Genomic DNA, 18,115 nt, shown 5'->3' with positions numbered 1-18,115 from the left:
GCCGCGCCGGTATGGACTGTCCTGAGCGTTTCTGGTGTTTTCCACAAGCGCCACTAAGGTAAAATAGCGTTTTTTAAACATTCCACCACTCTGACAATGGCCGTTCTCAACTTCACCCGCTTGCAAGACCTGATCGACCAAGGCGCGCTGAAAGGTAAGCGCGTCTTCATCCGTGCCGACCTGAATGTCCCGCAGGACGACGCCGGCAACATTACGGAAGACACGCGCGTGCGCGCTTCGGTTCCCGCGATCCGCGCTGCGCTTGATGCGGGTGCTGCAGTGATGGTCACGTCGCACCTGGGCCGTCCGACCGAAGGCGAGTTCAAGCCGGAAGACAGCCTGGCGCCCGTCGCCAAGCGCCTGTCCGAGCTGCTGGGCTTGCCGGTCGAGCTGAAACAGAACTGGGTCGACGGCGTCGACGTCGCGCCGGGCCAGGTGGTGCTGCTGGAAAACTGCCGCGTCAACAAGGGTGAAAAGAAGAACTCGGACGAGCTGGCACAGAAGATGGCCAAGCTGTGCGACGTCTACGTCAACGATGCGTTCGGCACCGCGCACCGCGCCGAAGCCACCACGCACGGCATCGCGAAGTTCGCGCCCGTGGTTGCCGCCGGTCCGCTGCTGGCTGCCGAGCTGGACGCGCTGGGCAAGGCGCTGGGCGCGCCGCAGCGTCCGCTGCTGGCAATCGTCGCCGGTTCCAAGGTGTCCACCAAGCTGTCGATCCTGCAGAGCCTGGCCGACAAGGTCGACAACCTGATCGTCGGCGGCGGCATCGCGAACACGTTCATGAAGGCCGTGGGCCTGAACATCGGCAAGTCGCTGGCGGAAGCCGACCTCGTCGCCGAAGCGAAAACCATCATCGACAAGATGGCTGCCCGTGGCGCGACCGTGCCGATCCCGGTGGACGTCGTGTGCGCGAAGGAGTTCTCGCCCACCGCCGCCGCGACCGTGAAGGATGTGAAAGACGTGGCCGACGATGACATGATCCTGGACATCGGCCCGAAGACGGCAGCCCAGCTGGCCGAGCAGATCGGCAAGGCCGGCACCATCGTGTGGAACGGCCCGGTCGGCGTGTTCGAATTCGACCAGTTCGCGGAAGGCACGAAGACGCTGGCCCACGCCATCGCCGCGTCGAAAGGCTTCTCGATCGCCGGCGGCGGCGACACCCTGGCTGCGATCGCAAAATACAATATTGCCGACCAAGTCGGCTATATCTCGACCGGCGGCGGCGCCTTCCTCGAATTCCTCGAAGGGAAGACGCTTCCGGCGGTGGAGATCCTGCTGCAGCGTAGCGCTGCGAAATAACACCTCACGGTCACCAGCGCAGTCCACGGGCTGCGCTTTTCACTTCAAGGATAGACAATGTCTCGTGGTACCAAGATCGTCGCAACCATCGGCCCCGCTTCCTCCGACTTCGATACGCTCGTCCGCATGATTCGTGCGGGCGTGGACATCGTGCGCCTGAATTTCTCGCACGGCCGCGCCCAGGATCACATCGACCGCGCCAACCTGGTGCGTCGCGCCGCCGCCGAGTGCGGCCGCGAAGTGGCGATCATGGCCGACATGCAGGGCCCGAAGATCCGCGTTGGCAAGTTCGAAGAAGGCAAGATCCTGCTGGAAAATGGTGACCGTTTCATCCTGGACGCCCGCTGGGGCGAGAACGGCGAACTGGGCAACCAGGAGCGCGTCGGCCTCGACTACAAGGCACTGCCGAACGACGTCCGTCCGGGCGACACCTTGCTGCTGAACGACGGCCTGATCGTGCTGATCGTCGAGCGCGTGGCGGGCAGCGAGATCCACACTATCGTGAAAGTCGGCGGTGACCTGTCGAACAACAAGGGCATCAACCGCCTGGGCGGCGGCCTGACGGCGCCGGCGCTGACCGCGAAGGACATGGAAGACATCAAGACCGCGATGAGCTTCCAGGCCGACTACCTGGCGATCTCGTTCCCCAAGACGGCGACCGACATGGAAATGGCGCGCCAGCTGGCGAACATCGCCGGCGAGCCGTCGGGCCACAAGCCGATGATGATCGCGAAGATCGAGCGCGCGGAAGCGATTCCCGTGCTGCAGGAAATTCTGGACGCCTCCGACGGCATCATGGTCGCCCGTGGCGACCTCGCCGTCGAAGTCGGCAACGCAGCGGTGCCGGCGCTGCAGAAGCGCATGATCCGCATGGCGCGCGATTCCAACAAATTGGCGATCACCGCGACGCAGATGATGGAATCGATGATCGTCAACGCCGTGCCGACCCGCGCCGAAGTGTCGGACGTGGCGAACGCCGTGCTGGACGGCACCGATGCCGTGATGACGTCGGCCGAGACGGCCGCCGGCAAGTGGCCGGTCGAGACGGTCGAGATGATGTCCGCGATCTGCGTGGAAGCGGAACGTTCCGAATACAACAAGCTGGAAGCCGACTTCCTGAACGTGCAGTTCACCCGCATCGACCAGTCGATCGCGTACGGCGCCCTGTTCACCGCGCACCACCTGCGCGTGAAGGCGATCGTGGCGCTGACCGAGTCCGGTTCGACCGCGCTGTGGATGAGCCGCCACCACGTCGACACGCCGATCTACGCGCTGACGCCAAGCGTCACCACCCAACGCAAGGTTGCGTTGTATCGTAACGTGCATGCGTACCACCTGACGCAGCGCGGCGACAGCAGCGCCGTCCTGAAACAGGCCGAAGACCTGATGGTCGCGAACGGCATCGTCAAGAAGGGCGACATGATCGTCGTCACGTGGGGCGAGCCGATGGGTCAGGTCGGCGGTACGAACGCCCTGAAGATCGTTCGCGTCGGAGAATTCGATTAAGAGAGGTCAACACCTGTGCGCGCGGCCGCAACTCGCGGCCGCGCCCAACTGTCGAACGGTGTGATGTGCATGGCTGACGCGCCTGTCGCGCGAGGCCAGCTGCATCCGCGCGCGCAGCAGGTGTGAGACCCGGAAAGGTTTCTTTATTCCTATGGAGCTAAACCATGGCACTCGTATCAATGCGTCAACTGCTGGACCACGCCGCCGAACACGGCTACGGCCTCCCGGCGTTTAACGTCAACAATCTGGAACAGGTCCAGGCCATCATGGCCGCGGCCGACCAGACCGGCAGCCCGGTGATCATGCAGGCGTCGGCAGGCGCCCGCAAATATGCCGGCGAAGCGTTCCTGCGCCACCTGATCGACGCCGCCGTCGAAGCCTATCCGCACATCCCCGTCGTCATGCACCAGGACCACGGCCAGTCGCCGGCCGTCTGCATGGCCGCGATCCGCTCGGGTTTCACCTCGGTCATGATGGACGGCTCGCTGGAAGCGGACGGCAAGTCCGTCGCCTCGTATGACTACAACGTCGAAGTGTCGAAGGAAGTCGTCAAGTTCGCGCACTCGATCGGCGTCACCGTCGAAGCGGAACTGGGCGTGCTCGGTTCGCTGGAAACGATGAAGGGCGACAAGGAAGACGGCCACGGCGCGGATCGCACCATGACCCGCGAAGAGCTGCTGACCGACGTCGCGCAAGCCGCCGACTTCGTCGCGCGCACGCAGTGCGATGCGCTGGCCATCGCCATCGGCACGTCGCACGGCGCCTATAAATTCACGCGCAAGCCGACCGGCGACATCCTCGCCATCGACCGCATCAAGGAAATCCACGCGCGCATCCCGAACACGCACCTCGTGATGCACGGCTCGTCGTCGGTCCCGCAGGAACTGCTGGCCATCATCCGCGAATTCGGCGGCGACATGAAGGAAACGTATGGCGTGCCGGTCGAGGAAATCCAGGAAGGCATCAAGCACGGCGTCCGCAAGATCAACATCGACACCGACATTCGCCTGGCGATGACGGCCGCGATCCGCAAATATCTATTCGAGAACCCGTCCAAGTTCGACCCGCGCGACTACCTGAAGCCGGCGCGCGAAGCGGCGACGCAGATCTGCAAGGCACGCTATATCTCCTTCGGCTGCGAAGGCATGGCCGCCAAGATCAAGCCGATTCCGCTGGAGAAAATGGCTGAGCGCTACAAGGCTGGCGAACTGGCTCAGATCGTCCAGTAAGGGTAGGGTGGGCGGCTTTGCCGCCCACGCGTTCAACTTTCGGCGGCATTGACACGACATATCTCGTGTCGCGTATCACCGCGTGGACGGCAAGCCGCCACCCTACGACCTCATCGTTTGCTTTTGACGACGATGACGTGAGAATCACGTAAAATATCGCTTTGGCACCGGTTCTCCCGAACCGCCGCCCATCCGACCGGCCTCTTCGCCGGTCTCGCTTTATCAAGATATCCCCTCTATGAAAAGCCTCTACCAATCCACTATTTCTTCCCTGCCATTGCTGGGCCGCGGCAAGGTCCGTGACAACTACGCCGTCGGCGACGACAAGATCCTGATCGTCACGACCGACCGCCTGTCCGCGTTCGACGTCGTCATGAACGAACCGATTCCCGGCAAGGGCATGGTGCTGAACCAGATGACCGATTTCTGGTTCGAGAAACTCGGCCACATCGTGCCGAACCATCTGACCGGCGTCGCGCCGGAATCCGTGGTCGCGCCGGAAGAAGTGGAGCAGGTGAAAGGCCGCGCCGTCGTCGCCAAGCGCCTCAAGCCGATCCTCGTGGAAGCCGTCGTGCGCGGCTACATCATCGGTTCGGGCTGGAAGGATTACCAGGCGACCGGCGCCGTCTGCGGCATCCAGTTGCCGGCCGGCCTGCGCCAGGCCGACAAGCTTGCCGAGCCGCTGTTCACCCCGGCCGCGAAAGCCGACCTGGGCGAGCACGACGAGAACATCAGCTTCGCCGACATGGAACAGCGCATCGGTTCCGAGCTGGCGAATAAAATCCGCGACATCAGCATCCAGCTGTACAAGACCGCCGCCGACTACGCGGCCACGCGCGGCATCATCATCGCCGATACCAAGTTCGAGTTCGGCCTGGACGAGAACGGCGTGCTGCACCTGATGGACGAAGTCCTGACGGCCGATTCCTCGCGCTTCTGGCCCGCCGACTCGTACGCACCGGACATGTCGCCCCCGTCGTTCGACAAGCAGTTCGTGCGCGACTACCTGGAAACGCTGAAGGACTGGAACAAGACGCCGCCGGCGCCGGCGCTGCCGCAGGACGTCATCGAAAAAACCCAGGCCAAGTACTTCGAAGCCATCGAACGCCTGACGGGCGAGAAGCTGAAGGTCTGACGATGGCGGATCAGCAGAACAAACCACTCGTGGGCGTGATCATGGGTTCCAGCTCCGACTGGGACGTGATGCAGCACGCGTGCGCCATGCTGAAGCAGTTCGGCGTGCCGTTCGAGGCGCAGGTGATCTCGGCGCACCGCATGCCGGACGAGATGTTCACGTACGCGGAAACGGCCCGTAGCCGCGGCCTGCGCGCCATCATCGCCGGTGCCGGCGGTGCCGCGCACCTGCCGGGCATGGTGGCCGCGAAGACGGTCGTGCCCGTGCTGGGCGTGCCCGTGCCGTCGAAGTACCTGCGCGGCGAAGACTCGCTGCTGTCGATCGTGCAGATGCCGAAGGGCGTTCCCGTGTCGACGTTCGCGATCGGCGAGGCCGGTGCCGCGAATGCCGCGCTGACCGCGATCGCCATCATCGCGACGACGGACGACGCGCTGGCCGGCCAGCTGGAACAATTCCGCCAGCAACAGACCGCCGCCGCCAAGGCCATGACCCTGCCCGTGAACGAGTGATGAGTACTACGAAGTCCCAAGCCTATCTCCCAGCGGCTGGCGAACCTGCCTGGCTCGGCGTGATGGGCGGCGGCCAGCTGGGCCGCATGTTCGCCCACGCCGCGCAGGCGATGGGCTACCGCGTGGCGGTGCTGGAGCCGTCGACCGACTGCCCGGCCGGCCAGGTGGCCGAGCGCCTCGTCGAGGCCGGCTATGAAGATGCGGCCGGCCTCGATGCGCTCGCGGCGCAATGCGTGGCCGTGACGACGGAATTCGAAAACGTCCCGGCCGCCAGCCTGTCGCGCCTCGCGCAGCAGGTGTTCGTGGCGCCGAACGCGCACGGCGTGTCCGTCGCGCAGGACCGCATCGCGGAAAAATCGTTCTTCGTCGCCTGCGCCGGCAAATCCGGCGTGATGCCGGCGCCGCACAAGGTGATCGCGAGCGATGCCGACGTCGACGCCATCGCCGACGACCTGCTGCCCGGCATCCTCAAAACGGTGCGCATGGGCTACGACGGCAAGGGCCAGGTGCGCGTGCGCACGCGCGAGGACGTCCGCGCCGCGTGGGAGTCCATGGGCCGCCTGACCTGTCTGCTGGAAAAGATGCTGCCGCTGGCCTATGAAGTGTCCGTGCTGACGGCGCGTGGTGCGGATGGCCAGTCCGTCGTCTACCCGATCGCGGAAAACGTGCACCGCGACGGCATCCTGTTCACGACGACCGTGCCGGGCCCGAACGTGTCCGCCGACTGCGCGCGCAAGGCGCAGGATGCGGCGCGTGCCATCGTGGCCGAGCTCGGTTATGTCGGCGTGCTGTGCATCGAGTTCTTCGTGCTGGCCGACGGTTCCCTGGTCGTCAACGAGATGGCGCCGCGCCCGCACAACAGCGGCCACTACACGATCGACGCATGCGTCACGAGTCAGTTTGCGCAGCAGGTCCGCGCGATGGCGAAGCTGCCGCTGGGCGACGTGCGCCAGCATTCGCCCGCCGTCATGCTGAACATCCTCGGCGACGTGTGGTTCGATGGCGCCAGCGACGTCGCGCGCGAACCCGCGTGGGACCAGGTGCTGGCGTTGCCCGGTGCGAACCTGCACCTGTACGGCAAGACGGATCCGCGCCGTGGCCGCAAGATGGGCCACGTGACGTTCGTCGCGCCCACGCTGGCCGAAGCCCAGGCGAGTTTCGCGCAGGCGTGCGTCATCCTGGGGATCGGGTTGTGACGGATGACGTGATCAAGGCGGCCGCACGTGCGCTCGAGGCCGGCCGGCTCGTCGCGCTGCCGACGGAGACCGTGTACGGCCTCGGCGCCGACGCTGAGAACCCGGCCGCCGTCGCCGCGATCTATGCCGCCAAGGGCCGCCCGCAGGATCACCCCGTGATCGTGCACGTGGCCCCGGGCGCCGATTTGGATTACTGGACCACCGACATCCCGTCGGAAGCCCATCAGCTGGCCGACGCCTTCTGGCCGGGCCCGCTGACGATGATCCTGAAACGCGCGCCGCACATCCCGGACGCCGTCTCGGGCGGCCAGGACACGGTCGGCATCCGCTGCCCGTCGCATCCGGTCGCCATCCAATTGCTGCAGGCATTCAAGGGCGGGAAGGGCGGCGTCGCCGCGCCGTCCGCGAACAAGTTCGGCGCCGTGAGCCCGACGACGGCGCAGCACGTGCGCGACGAGTTCGGCGACGACATCGGAGAACACGGCCGCATCGCGTTCGTGCTGGATGGCGGCCAGAGCGAGGTCGGCATCGAATCGACGATCGTGGATCTCTCGCGCCTGGCCACGCACGGCCCCGTGCTGCTGCGTCCCGGCCATATTTCGGCGGATGCCATCGCGGCCGTCATCGACCAGGTGCCGGCCCGACCCGATGCCGCGGCGCCCCGCGCGTCGGGCACGTTGGAATCGCATTACGCACCGCATACCCCCGTCGCCATGCAGGACACGGCGACGCTCGTCGACACGGTGGCCCGCCTGCATGCGGCCGGGCGCACCGTCGCGTTGATCCATTACTCCGACCTGCCCGCCACGCATGCGGCCGTGCGCCTGCCGGCCGCGCCGGACGGGTTTGCCCACGCGCTGTATGCGGCGCTGCGGGCGATGGACGGCACCTCCGCCGATATCATCCTCGTCGAAGCGCCGCCGCAGGACGGCCCGTGGCTGGGCGTCAACGACCGCCTGCGCCGCGCCGCGCACGGCTCGACCGGCATCGTGCATGGGCTGATCAACGACGCGCCCGCCTTATAACAGTCTGCCCCGCGACAGGGCCGGGCGTCCCGTCCGGGTTGTCGCGCGCGCGCCACGGTGTTTGTTTCTCTTCAACATTGTCAAATTCGGCCATGAACATGCCGGTGGCATTGCTATAATCGGCCGCTGCCGGCCTGGTCCCTAGCGCCGCTATTCGCGTGTTGTTGCTCGTGCACGACAAAGCTTTTCGCTATACAACGCTGCTGAACACTGGCATATTGTTAAGACACGAATAGCACGGCCGTTCGTTGCAGAAGAAAAATTTCTTTAGGAGACACAATGCGTAAGACCTCATTCGCGCTTGCACTGTTGACCGCCGCCGCCCTGACGGCATGCGGCGGAAGCAGCCCCCGCGCTGGTGACCAGACCCCGGCCACCAAGTTCAGCGCCCAGGTATCGTTCGGCGACAGCCTGTCGGACGTCGGTACCTATGCGGTTGGCACCGTCAAGGCACTGGGCGGCGGCAAGTTCACGATCAACGGTGACAATACGTCGATCAGCCCCGACCTGACGGGCAAGAACTGGACCGAATTCGTCGCTGCCCAGCTGCAGTTGCCGGTACCGTGCCCGGCCCAGACCGGTCTGCAGGGAAATGCGGCGCAAGGCCTCAACGTACCGATCACCTTCAACGTCAACTGCCTGAACTATGCGCAGGGCGGTTCGCGCGTGACGAACCCGGTTGGCCCGGGCAACGCGCTCACCGGCGCGGCGCTGGGCGCAACCACTGTGCCCGTGGTAACGCAGATCGCGAACCACTTGGCCAAGACCGGCGGCAAATTCAGCGGCACCGAGCTGGTGACCGTGATGGCCGGCGGTAACGACATCCTGTTCCTGCTGGGCCAGCTGTCGACGAACGCGACGGCAGCCGGTACCGCGGCCGGTGCGCAGACCTTCGCCGTGTCGCTGGCCACCCAGCTGGCCGCCGGTGCGACGAACCCGACCACCGCGTTCCAATCCATCGTGCTGGCGATCCAGACGGAATCGGCCCGCGCCGGCCACACGAACGATACGATCGTTGCGGCCGCCGTCCAGGCAGCGGTCCTGGCAGGCAATACGCCGGCCGCGCAATCCACGGTGTACCTGCCGATGGCCGCCAAGGCCAAGGCCGACGCCGATGCCGCCGGCCAGCAGGCAGGCGCCACCTACCTGACTAACAACGGCCCCGGGGTCGTCACCGCGATGGCGACCGCGGGCGGTCAGCTGGCGGCCCTCGTCAAGACCCAGATTGTCGGCAAGGGCGCGAACTACGTCGTCGTGAACAACCTGCCGGACGTGGCATCGACGCCGTCGGGCAAGTCGCAGCCGGCTGCCGTGCAGACCCTGATCCAGACGGCCGTCGACGCGTTCAACGCCCAGCTGAAGGCCGGCGTCGCGGGCGATCCGAAGATCCTGTACGTCGACCTGTGGACCGTCAGCCACGACGAAGTGATCAACCCGGCCCCGTACGGCCTCACCAATACGTCGACCCCGGCTTGCGGCCCGAACGCCCTGGGCACCACCTCGCTCGTCTGCAACGCGAAGAACGTGATCGCCGGCGACGTCAGCCACTACATGTTCGCCGACGACGTGCACCCGACGCCGTTCGAGAACTGGCTGGTCGCGCGCTACGTCCTCGAGCAGATGGCCACGAAGGGTTGGCTGTAATCGTCACGACAGCCCGTCGGGAGACGGCGGGCGCTCAATAAGAATCAGGAGAAAACATGAAAGTAAGTTCCAATGTCGTGAAACTGCTGGTTGCCGCGGGCGCGCTGGCTGTGGCGGGCGGCGCTGCGGCGCAGTCGAAGGGACAGTGGACCCTGTCGGCCGGTGCCACCCAGATCACCCCGCACGTGACGAGCGGCGCGATCACGGCTCCGGCCCTGCCGAATTCGCTGGGCGACGTCGGCAAGGACACGGAACCCGTGATCGTCGTCAACTACGGTGTCACCGACAACATCAGCGGCGAATTCACGTTCGCGACCCCGTACAAGCACAGCCTGTACGGCGCGGGCGCCATCGCCGGCACCGGCGAGCTGGGCACGGTGAAAGCCCTGCCGCCGACCGCGTTCCTGCAATACCGCTTCTTCCAGCCGAATGCGGCCTTCCGTCCGTACGTGGGCTTGGGCGTGACCTACGCCTACTTCTACAAGGAAACCGGCTCGTTCCGCATGACCGCGCTGACGAACCCGGGCGGTCCGGCGACGACGTTCAGCATCGACAACAAGTGGACCGTGTCGGGCCAGATCGGCGGCGTGTGGAATTTCAGCCCGAAATGGTTCATCAACGCCGCGCTGGTGAAGACGCGCCTGCGGACCGACGTGCACTTCTCGACGCACCAGGGCCAGCACATGAAGCTGGATCCGAACTCGACGGTGCTGACGCTGGGTTACAAGTTCTGAGCTGGCTCGAGCAATAAAAAAACCGCCTTCGTGGCGGTTTTTTTTCGTCGGTGCTGGTGGGCACCCTGTGCCCACCACGCGTACCGTTAACGTCAGAACGCAGCGATGCCGGTCTGCGCGCGGCCGAGGATCAGCGCGTGGATATCGTGCGTGCCCTCGTACGTGTTGACGACCTCCAGGTTGACGAGGTGGCGCGCCACGCCGAACTCGTCGCTGATGCCGTTGCCGCCCATCATGTCGCGGGCCATGCGCGCGATGTCCAGCGACTTGCCGCAGGAATTGCGCTTCATGATCGACGTGATCTCGACGGCGGCCGTGCCTTCGTCCTTCATGCGGCCCAGGCGCAGCACGCCCTGCAGGCCCAGCGTGATTTCCGTCTGCATGTCGGCCAGCTTCTTCTGGATCAGCTGGTTGGCGGCCAGCGGCTTGCCGAATTGCTTGCGGTCCAGCACGTACTGGCGGGCACGGTGCCAGCAGTCTTCGGCCGCACCCAGCGCGCCCCAGGCGATGCCGTAGCGGGCCGAGTTCAGGCACGTGAACGGACCCTTCAGGCCGCGCACTTCCGGGAAGGCATTTTCTTCGGGGCAGAACACCTCGTCCATCACGATCTCGCCCGTGATCGATGCGCGCAGGCCCACCTTGCCGTGGATGGCCGGTGCCGACAGGCCCTTCCAGCCTTTTTCCAGCACGAAGCCGCGGATCTTGCCTTCGTCATCCTTGGCCCACACGACGAACACGTCGGCGATCGGGGAGTTCGTGATCCACATCTTCGAGCCGGACAGCGCATAGCCGCCGTCGACCTTGCGCGCGCGCGTGACCATCGAGCCGGGGTCGGAGCCGTGGTTCGGTTCCGTGAGGCCGAAGCAGCCGATCCATTCGCCGGTCGCCAGCTTCGGCAGGTATTTCTGCTTCGTCGCCTCGTTGCCGAATTCGTAGATGGGCACCATCACGAGCGACGACTGCACGCTCATCATCGAGCGGTAGCCGGAATCGACGCGCTCGACTTCGCGCGCGATCAGGCCGTAGCTGACGTAGTTCAGGCCGGGGCCGCCATATTGCTCGGGGATCGTCGGGCCCAGCAGGCCCAGTTCGCCCATCTCGCGGAAGATGGCGGCGTCGGTGGTTTCGTGGCGGAAGGCTTCGAGGACGCGCGGCAGCAGCTTGTCCTGGCAATAGGCCGCGGCGGCATCGCGCACCATGCGCTCCTCGTCGAGCAGCTGCTCGTTCAGCAGCAGCGGGTCATCCCAATGGAACTGGGCTTTGTGGGGCGTAGCGGAACGGCTCATGGGGCTCCTGTCTCAATTCTTGTAAGAATGGTGGCGGGCGAAAGGATGGCCGCCCGGGTCGAGCCATTATAGAAACCCCGCCTTGCCGCATCTTTTCAAACTGCGACAGCCATTTTCATTTTTAAACGAGCAAGGATGCGCGTAGTCCGGGTCACGTGCTGCTGAAGCGCCCGCCATGGAACAGCAGCGCGGATTGCGGATGCACGGCGCAGTCCTCGACTTCGCCCACGAAGATCACATGGTCGCCTTCCGGATAGCGGCTGCGGTTGTGGCATTCGAACCAGGCGGAGACGCCTTTCAGGATCGGCTGTCCGGTGCGCGACAATTCGTACTCGACGCCCTCGAACGGATCGTGCCCGCGGCGCGAGAACCGGCGCGCCAGCTCTTCCTGTCCGGCGGACAGGACGTTGATCACATAGTGCGAATTCCCGGTGAAGATGGGCAGGCTGTTGGCGATGTTCGACAGGCTCCACAGCACCAGCGGCGGCTCCAGCGACACGGAATTGAACGAGGACGCGGTCAGGCCGCGGAATTTGCCGTCGCCGAGGCGCGTCGTGATCACGGTGACGCCGGTCGCGAATTGCGACAGGGCTTGGCGGAAATGGGCGGAATCGAAACCGCGCGTGGCGGCGCGAGGTGAGCTGGTGTTCATGCGCGCATTATGCCACCAATGGGCTATTCCCCTCGGGCGGGCCATGTTTCGGTCCTGCACAAGCATGCGCTTTCGGTTACAGTGAAGCTATGGAAAACAATTCATTCCTCGAGGAGACAGTATGAGCCAGCAATCCGCAACCGAAGTGGCCATCCTGGGCGGCGGGTGTTTCTGGTGCCTGGAAGCGGTCTATCTGGAAGCGCGCGGTATTCTCCGCGTGGAATCGGGCTATATGGGCGGCACGACGCCCGCCCCGACGTACGAACAGGTGTGCGCGGGCACGACGGGCCACGCGGAAGTGGTGCGCCTGGAATTCGATCCGAGCGTGATCAGCTACCGCGACATCCTGGAAATCTTTTTCACTATCCACGACCCGACGACGCTCAACCGCCAGGGCAACGACGTGGGTACGCAATACCGCTCGGTGATCTTCTTCACGTCGCCGGAGCAGGAAGCGACGGCGCGCAAGGTGATGGCCGAGATGGCCGCCGTGTGGGATGCGCCGATCGTCACGCAGGTGCTGCCGGCCGAGCAGTGGTTCAAGGCCGAGGATTACCACCAGAATTATTTCGCCCAACATCCGCTGCAGGGCTATTGCGCATTCGTCGTGGCGCCCAAGGTGGCCAAGTTCCGCAAGACGTTCACGGACCGCGTCAAATAATTTCCGGCGGTGCGGAGGTGGGCACGCCGTGCCCACCAGGCACATCAATCACCGATACATATACTTGCGCGACCACGGCATCAGGTCCGGCGTGTCGCCCGCCTTGCCGCACACGATCTGGTACAGGCTGATCCAGTCGTGCGCGAAGCCGTACGCGCAGCCGGCCAGGTAGACGTGCCAGATGCGGAAGGTCTTGGGGTCGCATGTGGCCCGGATGCGGTCGGCATTGTTCTCGAAATTTTCCGTCCACAGCGCGCACGTGCGGGCGTAGTGGCGCCGCAGGTTTTCCACGTCGCGCACTTCGAGGCCGCCTTCCTGCATCGTGCGGATGACGGTCGACAGGTGCGCCAGCTCGCCGTGCGGGAACACGTATTTGTCGATGAACTCGCCACTGCCGTGCGGGCTGTTGCGCTGCTCGACGTCCGTCGTCGTGATGCCGTGGTTCATCACGACGCCACCGGGTGCCAGCAGCTTGCTGACGCGCCCGAAGTACTCGGGCAGATGGTCCACACCGACGTGCTCGAACATGCCGACGCTCGTGATGCGGTCGAACTGGCCGTCGACGTCGCGGTAGTCCTGCAGGCGGATCTCGACGCGGTCCCGCAGGCCCGCCTCGGCCACGCGCGTGCGCGCCAGCTCGCACTGGCGCTCGGACAGCGTGACCCCGACGCAGCGCGCACCGAACTTGCTTGCCGCGCGCATGACGAGGGCGCCCCAGCCGCAACCGATGTCGAGCAGGGTCTGGCCCGGCTGCACGCCGATCTTGGTGAGGATGTGGTCGATCTTCTTTTGCTGGGCCGTGGCGAGGTCCTCGTCGCCGTTCTCGAAATAGGCGCACGAATACACCATGGCCGGGTCGAGGAACAGGCTGTAGAACTCGTTGGAAACGTCGTAGTGGTAGCGGATGGCCTCGGCATCCTTCTCGCGCGTGTGCGGCGAGATGAGGCGCATGGCCGCGTTGGCGACGCGGCTCGTGCGCGCCGGCTTGCCCGTCGTTTCCGCGAGGGCAGAGCCCACCTGGATCATGTCGGCCGCGCGGCCTTCGATTTCGAGCGCGCCTTCGACATAGGCCTCCCCCAGGCTGCCCAGCGACGGCGCGAGCAGGTAGCGCAGCCCGCCCGGATTCGGCACGCGGATCTTGACGCGCGGCTGGTCGGGCGACAGGTCAACGTGCGCGCCGTTCCACAACTCGACGCGCAGGGGCAGGTTGAACTTGCTGCGGATGCCTGAAGTCCAGGCGGAAAGCTTCATCTGGTCGAACACGCGTATTCCTCCGGCTAGTCCTGGACCAGATGGCTGGCTCAGGGTTGCAAACGTTGCCGCGCCCAGCTGCCGTCTTCCTGCCGCGTGTAGACGATGCGGTCGTGGAAGCGTGAACGCCGCCCCTGCCAGAACTCGATCCGTTCCGGCACCAGGCGAAAACCGCCCCAGTGTTGTGGCCGTGGCGGTGCTTCGCCATATTGACGCGCCACTTCCTCGTAATGTGCTTCGAGGGCGGCACGGCTCGCGATCGGTTCGCTTTGCTCGGACGCGATCGCCGACAGCCGGCTCTTCAGGGGCCGGCTGTTGAAATACTTATCGCTTTCCTCGGCACTCGTACGTTCGACTCTGCCTTCGATCCGTACTTGCCGTTCAAGTTCACTCCAGAAGAATAGCAGAGCCGCAAAAGGCGTGCTTTCCAGTTGCTTGCCTTTTTGGCTCGCATAATTCGTGTACCACGTGAAGCCGCGCGCGTCGAACTGCTTGACGAGCACGATGCGCGACGTCGGCCGTCCATCCGCGTCGACGGTGGCCACGCTCATCGCGTTCGGCTCGTTCACCTCGGCCTTCAGCGCTTCCTCGAACCAGCGCGCGAATTGCGCGATCGGGTCGTCGGCGACGTCGCTCTCGTCCAGGCTCGCCTGGCCGTAGTCCTTGCGCAGGTCCGCCACTCGTTCGCCGATTGTCGGGGCCGCATGTGACGCCGGTGTGACGGACGCCACCGGCTCGTCCAGGCCGCGGCGACGACGCATCGCGCCGCCCAGGCGGGCCATCTGCTCGGGCCCGAACAGGCGCAGCGCCATTGGCGCCACGAAGCCTTCCTCGCGTTCCATATGGCCCTGGTAGCACTGCACGAAGCGGCGCACGATCGAGGCCGACAACTGCGTGCCGCTGCCGTCCGCGATGGCCGTCAGCTGCTCGTGCAGGTCTTGCCACATCGCATCCATGTCCTTGTGTTCCTGCAGGATGCGCGGCGCCAGCGCCTGCAAGGTGGCCGCGTCCTCGCCCTGCGCGACGGCCCGCAGCATCGGCAGCAGGTCCTGTTCTTCGTCGTCGTGGTGCAGGTGCGCCGCCTTGTCGAAGTATTTCAGCACGGCTCCGGCCGCCTGGCGCGCCTGCTCGTCGGTGCCGTATTCCGGCAGGTGGACGAGCAGTTTTTCCAACGTGGCGAGCTGCTTGCGGATACGCCCGTGGCAATGCTTGAGGACGGCGACGGGCTGGTCGAAATCGGGAGCGGGATCGGGAAGTAATGTGTTCATGGTCGCTGTTGTGGACGCGCAGTGTGCGGATGATTTTTTGATTGACTGAAAGTTATTTTAGGGCAAGGAGCGCGATTCCGTCCGGTAAAATGAAGGGATCATGACTACGATTTCCACCTCCCTCCCTGTGACGGTTGCGGACGACATGCTCGCCGACGTCGATTTCGGCCGCCGCTTCGGCGGCATTGGCCGCCTCTACGGCGAGCGTGCACTGGAACGTTTCCGTGCGGCGCACGTTTGCGTGGTCGGCGTCGGCGGCGTCGGCTCGTGGATCGTCGAAGCACTCGCGCGCAGCGCCGTCGGTCGGCTCACGCTCATCGACCTCGACAACGTGGCCGAGTCCAACATCAACCGGCAGATCCAGGCCTTGTCGACGACGGTCGGCATGCCCAAGATCGAGGCGTTGAAGCAGCGCATCGCGCTCATCAATCCGTATTGTGAAGTGGAGCTCGTCGAAGACTTCATCGATCCGGACAATATCCCGGCGATGATCGGCACGGACAAGTTCGACTACGTCGTCGACGCCATCGACAGCGTGAAGGCGAAGGCCGCGCTGATCGCGTACTGCAGCCGGCATGCGCTTCCGCTGATCGTCATCGGCGGCGCCGGCGGCCAGCTCGACCCGACCAAGATCGAGGTGCGCGACCTCGCCCGCACCGAGCAGGAGCCGCTGCTGAAGAAAGTGCGCAAGGTGCTGCGCGCCCAGTACGGTTTCGCGCGCGGCGAAAAGAACAAGTACCACATCGACGCGGTGTTCTCGATGGAACCGCTGCGCTACCCGGAAGCGGGCGATGCGTGCGCGGTCGACGCGAACAGCATCACGGGCCTGAACTGCGCGGGCTTCGGCTCGAGCATGGTCGTCACGGCCACGTTCGGCATGGTCGCGGCCGGGCATCTGCTGCGCAAGCTGGCGGAAGAGGCCAATGCCGTGCCGGCACCGCTACATGTAACCGAATCCGTCGACGCTGTCCAAGAGGAAGACGCCTTGTTATCATAGGATCAGTCGGGCACGTCGCCAAACCTGCTGCGCGTTGCACTGCCGTCCTGCGATGCTCGCTGTACTCCTCGTACAGCTGCGCGTCTCGGACGGCATTGCTGCCGCTCGCGACGGTTTTGCGAGGTGCCCTGGTTTTTACTGATCCATGAAAGAGGCTCCATGATCCGTCGTATCGCCTTCGCAAGCCTGCTGGTGGCGGCTGCCGCCGCCCACGCGCAGGACGCATCCCAGCAGGCCGGCAACGGCCTGCAAGGTCCCAAGGACCCGGCCCAGGCCACCGCCGCTGCCGCCGCCCCTGCCAACCCGACCAATCCCGTCAACCCGGCACCCGACGCCCAGGCGGAACAAGGGCCGAAAGTCCAGGTCATCGACCACGTGATCGGCAAGGGTGCGGAAGCGACCATCGGCAGCAACGTCGTCGTCAACTACACGGGCTGGTTCTACAAGCCGCTCGCCACCAAGCAGCACGGCCGCAAATTCGACTCGTCGCTGGATGCGGGCCGCGAACCGCTCGAGTTCCAGCTGGGCGCGCACCAGGTCATCAAGGGCTGGGAGCAGGGCGTCCAGGGCATGAAGGTGGGCGGCAAGCGCACCCTGATCATCCCGAGCGAACTCGCCTACGGCAAACGGGGCGCCGGCGGCGGCTCGATCCCGCCGGATTCCGACCTGATCTTCGACGTGGAACTGTTGAAGGTCAAGTAAGTCCAAATTCATCAACCTGGAGGACTGCATGCGTATCGCGAACGACGTGACGGAATTGATCGGCAATACCCCCCTGGTGCGGATCCGCCGCCTGGCGCAGGGCGCCGGCGCCGACATCACCGCCAAGCTCGAGTTTTATAACCCGGCCCACAGCGTGAAGGACCGGATCGGCTGGGCCATGATCGAAGCGGCCGAGCAGGCCGGCAAGATCGGCCCGAACACCATCATCGTGGAACCGACGAGTGGCAACACGGGCATCGCGCTGGCGATGGTGTGCGCGGCGCGCGGCTACCGCTGCCGCCTCGTCATGCCGGAGACGATGAGCAACGAGCGCCGCATGCTGCTGCGCGCGTACGGCGCCGAACTGGTGCTGACGCCTGGGCCGGAAGGGATGCTGGGTGCCATCCGCCGTGCCGAGGAAATCGTCGCGTCCGACCCGAACTGCTTCATGCCGCAGCAATTCAACAACCCGGCGAACCCGGACGTCCACCGCCGCACGACGGCCGAGGAAATCTGGCGCGACACCGACGGCAAGGTCGACATCCTGGTGGCCGGCGTCGGCACGGGCGGCACGATCACGGGCGTGGCTGAAGTGATCAAGGCACGCAAGCCGGGCTTTCAGGCGATCGCCGTGGAACCGGAAGCGTCGCCGATCCTGTCCAAGGGCACGAAGGGACCGCACCCGATCCAGGGCATCGGCGCCGGCTTCATTCCGGAAGTGCTGAACACGAAAGTGTACGACGAGGTCATCACCGTCAAGAACGACGACGCGTTCGAGACGGCCCGCGCAGCCGCGCGCGAGGAGGGCCTGCTGGTCGGCATCTCGTCGGGCGCCGCCCTGTGGGCCGCGATCCAGGTCGCCAAGCGCCCGGAGAATGCGGGCAAGCTGATCGTGACGATCATCCCGTCGTTCGGCGAGCGCTACCTCAGCACGGCGTTGTACGCGAATCTCGCGGACTGATCGGCGCGCGTTTCAAAAAAATGGCCCGCGATGTGCGGGCCATTTTTTTTAATGGGC

Annotated in this window: 17 protein-coding genes; 13 read left to right on the top strand and 4 right to left on the bottom strand. The window is 65.2% G+C overall.

Annotated elements, in window-relative coordinates; all coding sequences use genetic code 11:
- Positions 1–96 precede the first annotated feature (96 nt).
- The 9 genes from NX784_RS25945 to NX784_RS25905 all read left to right on the top strand — a co-directional run bounded on the left by NX784_RS25945 (position 97) and on the right by NX784_RS25905 (position 10,280).
- A complete protein-coding gene (locus NX784_RS25945; protein ID WP_258819572.1) occupies positions 97–1,302 on the top strand; it encodes a phosphoglycerate kinase in 1,206 nt (401 codons plus the stop codon).
- A 57-nt stretch (positions 1,303–1,359) separates the two neighbouring features.
- Positions 1,360–2,808, top strand: a complete 1,449-nt coding sequence (gene pyk / locus NX784_RS25940; RefSeq protein WP_166860950.1) for a pyruvate kinase — start codon at positions 1,360–1,362, stop codon at positions 2,806–2,808.
- Between the two features lie 164 nt (positions 2,809–2,972).
- Positions 2,973–4,037 carry a class II fructose-bisphosphate aldolase gene (fba, locus tag NX784_RS25935; protein ID WP_056124652.1) on the top strand — a complete coding sequence of 355 codons (1,065 nt, stop codon included), beginning with the start codon at positions 2,973–2,975 and terminating at the stop codon, positions 4,035–4,037.
- Positions 4,038–4,275: 238 nt separating this feature from the next.
- On the top strand, positions 4,276–5,172 hold the full coding sequence (locus NX784_RS25930) for a phosphoribosylaminoimidazolesuccinocarboxamide synthase (protein ID WP_258819571.1): 897 nt from the start codon (positions 4,276–4,278) through the stop codon (positions 5,170–5,172).
- A 2-nt stretch (positions 5,173–5,174) separates the two neighbouring features.
- Positions 5,175–5,681, top strand: a complete 507-nt coding sequence (gene purE / locus NX784_RS25925) for a 5-(carboxyamino)imidazole ribonucleotide mutase (protein WP_258819570.1) — start codon at positions 5,175–5,177, stop codon at positions 5,679–5,681.
- Positions 5,681–6,877, top strand: coding sequence for a 5-(carboxyamino)imidazole ribonucleotide synthase (locus NX784_RS25920; protein WP_258819569.1), 1,197 nt, complete (start codon positions 5,681–5,683; stop codon positions 6,875–6,877). The genes purE and NX784_RS25920 overlap by 1 nt, the downstream gene beginning before the upstream one ends.
- A complete protein-coding gene (locus NX784_RS25915; protein ID WP_258819568.1) occupies positions 6,874–7,902 on the top strand; it encodes an L-threonylcarbamoyladenylate synthase in 1,029 nt (342 codons plus the stop codon). Before NX784_RS25920 ends, NX784_RS25915 begins: the two co-directional genes overlap by 4 nt.
- A gap of 279 nt (positions 7,903–8,181) precedes the next feature.
- Positions 8,182–9,546 (top strand): SGNH/GDSL hydrolase family protein, encoded by a 1,365-nt coding sequence (locus tag NX784_RS25910; protein WP_258819567.1) that lies wholly within the window; start codon positions 8,182–8,184, stop codon positions 9,544–9,546.
- 56 nt (positions 9,547–9,602) lie between these two features.
- Positions 9,603–10,280 (top strand): OmpW/AlkL family protein, encoded by a 678-nt coding sequence (locus NX784_RS25905; protein ID WP_258819566.1) that lies wholly within the window; start codon positions 9,603–9,605, stop codon positions 10,278–10,280.
- 92 nt (positions 10,281–10,372) lie between these two features.
- Here the strand turns inward: NX784_RS25905 and NX784_RS25900 are convergent, their stop codons facing one another.
- Both NX784_RS25900 and NX784_RS25895 read right to left on the bottom strand, forming a co-directional pair.
- Positions 10,373–11,566: an acyl-CoA dehydrogenase gene (locus NX784_RS25900; RefSeq protein ID WP_258819565.1), complete on the bottom strand. Its 1,194-nt coding sequence runs from the start codon at positions 11,564–11,566 to the stop codon at positions 10,373–10,375.
- Positions 11,567–11,717: 151 nt separating this feature from the next.
- Positions 11,718–12,218, bottom strand: coding sequence for a flavin reductase family protein (locus tag NX784_RS25895; protein WP_258819564.1), 501 nt, complete (start codon positions 12,216–12,218; stop codon positions 11,718–11,720).
- A gap of 121 nt (positions 12,219–12,339) precedes the next feature.
- Between NX784_RS25895 and msrA the strand changes: the two genes are divergently transcribed.
- Positions 12,340–12,879, top strand: a complete 540-nt coding sequence (gene msrA / locus NX784_RS25890) for a peptide-methionine (S)-S-oxide reductase MsrA (RefSeq protein WP_258819563.1) — start codon at positions 12,340–12,342, stop codon at positions 12,877–12,879.
- A 48-nt stretch (positions 12,880–12,927) separates the two neighbouring features.
- On the opposite strand, the gene NX784_RS25885 is transcribed toward msrA, so the two are convergent.
- Positions 12,928–14,142, bottom strand: a complete 1,215-nt coding sequence (locus tag NX784_RS25885; protein WP_258819562.1) for a class I SAM-dependent methyltransferase — start codon at positions 14,140–14,142, stop codon at positions 12,928–12,930.
- 38 nt (positions 14,143–14,180) lie between these two features.
- The gene (gene pdxH, locus NX784_RS25880; RefSeq protein WP_258819561.1) at positions 14,181–15,398 is read right to left on the bottom strand and encodes a pyridoxamine 5'-phosphate oxidase; all 1,218 of its coding nucleotides are present in this window, start codon (positions 15,396–15,398) and stop codon (positions 14,181–14,183) included.
- Between the two features lie 100 nt (positions 15,399–15,498).
- Here pdxH and tcdA point away from each other — a divergent pair, with 100 nt between their 5' ends.
- The 3 genes from tcdA to cysK all read left to right on the top strand — a co-directional run bounded on the left by tcdA (position 15,499) and on the right by cysK (position 18,058).
- Positions 15,499–16,395 (top strand): tRNA cyclic N6-threonylcarbamoyladenosine(37) synthase TcdA, encoded by an 897-nt coding sequence (gene tcdA / locus NX784_RS25875; protein ID WP_258819560.1) that lies wholly within the window; start codon positions 15,499–15,501, stop codon positions 16,393–16,395.
- Positions 16,396–16,554: 159 nt separating this feature from the next.
- On the top strand, positions 16,555–17,097 hold the full coding sequence (locus NX784_RS25870) for an FKBP-type peptidyl-prolyl cis-trans isomerase (protein WP_258819559.1): 543 nt from the start codon (positions 16,555–16,557) through the stop codon (positions 17,095–17,097).
- A 28-nt stretch (positions 17,098–17,125) separates the two neighbouring features.
- A complete protein-coding gene (gene cysK / locus NX784_RS25865) occupies positions 17,126–18,058 on the top strand; it encodes a cysteine synthase A (protein WP_258819558.1) in 933 nt (310 codons plus the stop codon).
- Positions 18,059–18,115: the final 57 nt, after the last annotated feature.

Source organism: Massilia pinisoli, from assembly GCF_024753285.1.
Taxonomy (GTDB): Bacteria; Pseudomonadota; Gammaproteobacteria; order Burkholderiales; family Burkholderiaceae_D; genus Telluria; species Telluria pinisoli.
The sequence above is the reverse complement of the archived record's forward strand: the minus strand, read 5'-3'. Positions and strand labels throughout refer to the sequence as shown.

What these genes read in the sequence shown, in the direction of transcription:
- NX784_RS25930 (WP_258819571.1), top strand. Translation starts at nt 4,276, where the DNA reads ATGAAAAGCCTCTACCAATCCACTATTTCTTCCCTGCCATTGCTGGGC.
- NX784_RS25870 (WP_258819559.1), top strand. Translation starts at nt 16,555, where the DNA reads ATGATCCGTCGTATCGCCTTCGCAAGCCTGCTGGTGGCGGCTGCCGCC.
- NX784_RS25895 (WP_258819564.1), bottom strand. Translation starts at nt 12,218, where the DNA reads ATGAACACCAGCTCACCTCGCGCCGCCACGCGCGGTTTCGATTCCGCC.
- pyk (WP_166860950.1), top strand. Translation starts at nt 1,360, where the DNA reads ATGTCTCGTGGTACCAAGATCGTCGCAACCATCGGCCCCGCTTCCTCC.
- NX784_RS25945 (WP_258819572.1), top strand. Translation starts at nt 97, where the DNA reads ATGGCCGTTCTCAACTTCACCCGCTTGCAAGACCTGATCGACCAAGGC.
- fba (WP_056124652.1), top strand. Translation starts at nt 2,973, where the DNA reads ATGGCACTCGTATCAATGCGTCAACTGCTGGACCACGCCGCCGAACAC.
- NX784_RS25920 (WP_258819569.1), top strand. Translation starts at nt 5,681, where the DNA reads ATGAGTACTACGAAGTCCCAAGCCTATCTCCCAGCGGCTGGCGAACCT.
- tcdA (WP_258819560.1), top strand. Translation starts at nt 15,499, where the DNA reads ATGACTACGATTTCCACCTCCCTCCCTGTGACGGTTGCGGACGACATG.
- pdxH (WP_258819561.1), bottom strand. Translation starts at nt 15,398, where the DNA reads ATGAACACATTACTTCCCGATCCCGCTCCCGATTTCGACCAGCCCGTC.
- NX784_RS25905 (WP_258819566.1), top strand. Translation starts at nt 9,603, where the DNA reads ATGAAAGTAAGTTCCAATGTCGTGAAACTGCTGGTTGCCGCGGGCGCG.
- NX784_RS25900 (WP_258819565.1), bottom strand. Translation starts at nt 11,566, where the DNA reads ATGAGCCGTTCCGCTACGCCCCACAAAGCCCAGTTCCATTGGGATGAC.
- purE (WP_258819570.1), top strand. Translation starts at nt 5,175, where the DNA reads ATGGCGGATCAGCAGAACAAACCACTCGTGGGCGTGATCATGGGTTCC.
- NX784_RS25910 (WP_258819567.1), top strand. Translation starts at nt 8,182, where the DNA reads ATGCGTAAGACCTCATTCGCGCTTGCACTGTTGACCGCCGCCGCCCTG.
- cysK (WP_258819558.1), top strand. Translation starts at nt 17,126, where the DNA reads ATGCGTATCGCGAACGACGTGACGGAATTGATCGGCAATACCCCCCTG.
- msrA (WP_258819563.1), top strand. Translation starts at nt 12,340, where the DNA reads ATGAGCCAGCAATCCGCAACCGAAGTGGCCATCCTGGGCGGCGGGTGT.